This window comes from Escherichia whittamii (assembly GCF_014836715.1).
GTDB lineage: Bacteria > Pseudomonadota > Gammaproteobacteria > Enterobacterales > Enterobacteriaceae > Escherichia > Escherichia whittamii.
Genome location: NZ_JACSQI010000027.1, coordinates 1 through 3,484, shown reverse-complemented (window position 1 = coordinate 3,484; position 3,484 = coordinate 1). Strand labels below are relative to the sequence as shown.

General features: G+C 41.7%; 3 protein-coding genes. All 3 read right to left on the bottom strand.

Going from position 1 to position 3,484, the window contains the following annotated elements; all coding sequences use genetic code 11:
- Nucleotides 1–195 precede the first annotated feature (195 nt).
- Complete coding sequence (locus H9644_RS21695; protein WP_225221503.1) at nucleotides 196–1,104, bottom strand: DUF4150 domain-containing protein; 909 nt, start codon at nucleotides 1,102–1,104, stop codon at nucleotides 196–198.
- Nucleotides 1,105–1,134: 30 nt separating this feature from the next.
- Nucleotides 1,135–2,202 (bottom strand): WD40/YVTN/BNR-like repeat-containing protein, encoded by a 1,068-nt coding sequence (locus H9644_RS21355; protein WP_225221502.1) that lies wholly within the window; start codon nucleotides 2,200–2,202, stop codon nucleotides 1,135–1,137.
- The coding region (locus H9644_RS21350; protein WP_225221501.1) for an HNH/endonuclease VII fold toxin-2 domain-containing protein at nucleotides 2,177–3,484 on the bottom strand (1,308 nt) is incomplete at its 5' end. The genes H9644_RS21350 and H9644_RS21355, both read right to left, overlap by 26 nt.

Below are 3,484 nucleotides of genomic sequence, written 5' to 3'. Positions count from 1 at the left end.
TAAGGAATATCTCAATTATTGAACATAAAATGCGAATCATTTAGTACAAAAAAGCAGCGTTACGTGATCTTTCCCTGTTTTACAGGATTATCAACGGCATCTTTTAACATTTTCTCGACTTTCCCAGGCAGAAGCTTAAGTTCATCTCCTGCGGCACCTATAATATCCAAAGCATCATAAGCCTCTACTCCGCCTTCAATTACCCCCCAGGCTGAATCTCCAATGGTCCATATTGCCGCCGCGCCTTCTGTTACTAGAGGCTCCCACGCCACCAGCAGCAGCTCCGCCCAAAGCTGCAACATGACGAATTCCGGCATTACGTGCTTTTCTTATAGCAATGTCTTCGCCTGCCTCTATGGCTCGGTCGATAATCTCATCCCCAACTTGCTCTGCGATATCACCAATCTCGGTATTCAGAATGTTTTTTATATCGCTAAGCAGTTCTGATAAGTCTTCCTTAATTTTCGACAGGCCAAATGATCCGGGTTTCACCCATAAACCATCACAATGCTCCATCCAGTCGGCTGAATCTATTCCAACTTTCTTAAGCAAAGGTTCTAAATTTTTATATTTCTTTTCCCCCAATAATCTTTCAAACGTAGGTTTTTGGTTAGGATCTTTTTTGCAAGCTGATTTAACCTTATCATAGTTTTTCTTGCATTCGTCTATTAATACATCTTTATCAATATACTTATGTGGCGGTGTATTGGCCGTGGAACCATGATTGTGTGTCATCAAATCTTCATGCCGCGGAACCTCCAGCCCTTCAAACTTGACGTTCGGCGACCAGGATTTGAAATACGCTTTTCCTTTAATGACATGAGAAGCAACACCTTTCTGGAATCCAGGTGTTGCCGGAACATTCCCTTCACTGGTGGAGAAGTATGAGCGATCTTTCTGTGCCACCATCGACTTACAGATAAATACTGTTGCTGTCCCGTCCTGCAAATCGCGTGCATACGCAGTGTTGGAATAAGGCACAACGACTGGGCCTGTGGGCGGAGGAGGAGGGGACCAGCAGGGATCGGGAAATGCACCAGCGGATTTTCCGTCTGATGCTTTGGAACTGGCTTCCCGCCCGTTTATATATACGTTGGTTTCCATACGTCACTCTGTGTCGCCACCGTTTAAATGTTATGATGGATTATCTACAGCCTGAGTCATTTCATACTGTAAAAATAAACTCTGCCATAAAACACCATTATGAAAAGCTGCCCCGCCTTCTCCTGCAACAAGCAATACTCCATCGCCAACAGACATACTTCCTGCACAGGCCATAACCTCATCAGGTATCAGTGGTTGCTCAATAATATCATCCTTAATTGTCCATATACCGTGATCAGATGTTACCCAGACTCTGCCCTGAAACCAGACCATATCATTGAATGGATTTGCCAGTCCTCCTGAAATAATTTGCTTCCATCGATTTCCTCTTCCTTTAAAAACAGCTCCAGATTGAGCACCAATATAAACCTCACCGTCTTCGCCACAGCAAACTGAATACAGAAACATATTGGTTGGAAATGCTATTTGCTGCCACGTACTACCATTATAATGCCATACCATCCCTCTCCCACCGACAGCATACATATCATTCTCTTCAAAGCCGTCAATATCCTGAAAACTCTGATTTGTCAAAGCGTCTATGTCTTGTGTATCAGGGAATGGATGGCCCTTGTATTCCCACTGTTCATCGCCAACGCTTTTTGCAACATTTCCACGAGGACCACAAATCCAGGCATAACCAAAGAGCATCTTTGCGCGATATACAGCAAAGTAAGCAGGGCCACCACCATGGTAGTCAGGCAACATGTGTTTATTTATCCAGCTTTCATTTATATTATATTTTTTTTTCACGCCTGGTCCTACAATATAAACAACACCTTCAGCACTAATATACACAAGTTTTTTAGAGGGAAGTATACTGGCAGTACAGTAAAGACGGTTCCAGCCTTTTATCGTCGCTTTTCCGATCCGTTGACCATCTTCTTTATCCATATAAAGCCGGCAAGCGTATTTTGTGACGTTCCATTCACCAGTCAAATCATTCTCTTCTGATTCTTCTCCATTTCGGGCAGCAAAAGCAAAGACATTTTTATTTCTTACCGCACAATCAGTAATATAATTTGCATAGAAACAATCATTAAATTCTTCCTTTGTCAGCATTATTTTCTCTCTATTCTTCACAGTTATAATTATCATCTGCAGTACCGTCAGATGGTCCGGTTGTACCTGATTTTGCCGTCATATTACCTTTGCATTTGCTATAAAATGCATCGAGCTGTGCCTGTAAGCATTTTACATCACATCCCGACTCTGGAAATGCCTCTTTAAAACTGATTATGGCCATCCTTTGTGCTTCAGCATAGCTGATTGGGGTTCCAACACCTTTATTAAGAACCTGCTGATGCAATCTGTCATGAACCGTTTTGTGTGAGCCCTGACGCTGGTTAACACCTTCAACACATATCACTGGTGCTTCATCATGCTTATACCCAGGACAACCACTTTCAGCCATTGCCTCAGGAATGAGATGATGCCCAGTTTGTCCAGGACAGCACCCTTCTCCTTCAAACGATTTTCTGTATCCCTTCGTATCACCATAGCGAACCATCAGGCATCGCCTCGCTCGTGTACATGAGTTTAATCGTGCAAAAATATCCATTCCCGAGGCAATTAGTTGTAATGGTGTTTTTTTACTGATTTCACCAATCAGTTCTGATAGAGCCTGCATTGCTTTTTTATTGTCAATAATGATTTCCCTTGCAGATTCATAAAGCTCTTTTAGTTTTTTTAACTCATCATATGAATCGTAAATATCATAAGCATCATATGCTGTCCAGGCTCCCGAAATGATCCAGCCAGCAACAGGGATTGTGGCTATTGCACCTTTACAGGCTAATTTTACCCCCTGCGAAGCAACTTTTATTGCAATCTTTTTTTCTAACTTATCGATTAAAACCTGAGTTGCTTTATCCTGAGCCTGTTGTAACAATCCGGAAAAATAGCTGTCAATTTCGGAGACAAGTTCTTTTGTTAATTTATCAAGATCCGATGTCAGATTTTTTAACTCTCCAGCTAAATCCTCATCAACATTCTGGTTAATTTGTTTTTCGGACCACGGACGAAGCATTAACCCTTCACAATGATCCTCTATCCAGTCATTTTGCTTATTCCGTTTATAGCCAAGTTTATCTTTTATTGCCTTTGTTTTTTCCTCCAGCTTTTGTAATTTTTCTTTTGATATGATTTTATTCAGTTTTGTTCGTGAAGCTTTTCGGGACTTATCATCATCTTTTTGATGTTCCGGTCTACAATGCTTTTCAACTTCTTTTACTTCCTCACCGCATGGCCCTTTTTTTGTTTTGGTGTCAACATAAGTATTGGGAGGTGTATTAGCAGTAGATCCATGATTATGCGTCATCAAATCTTCATGCCGCGGAACCTCCAGCCCTTCAAACTTGACGTTCGGCGACCAGGATTT

Coding starts and splice junctions, on each gene's coding strand:
- H9644_RS21695 (WP_225221503.1), bottom strand. CDS start 1,104: ATGGAAACCAACGTATATATAAACGGGCGGGAAGCCAGTTCCAAAGCA.
- H9644_RS21355 (WP_225221502.1), bottom strand. CDS start 2,202: ATGATAATTATAACTGTGAAGAATAGAGAGAAAATAATGCTGACAAAG.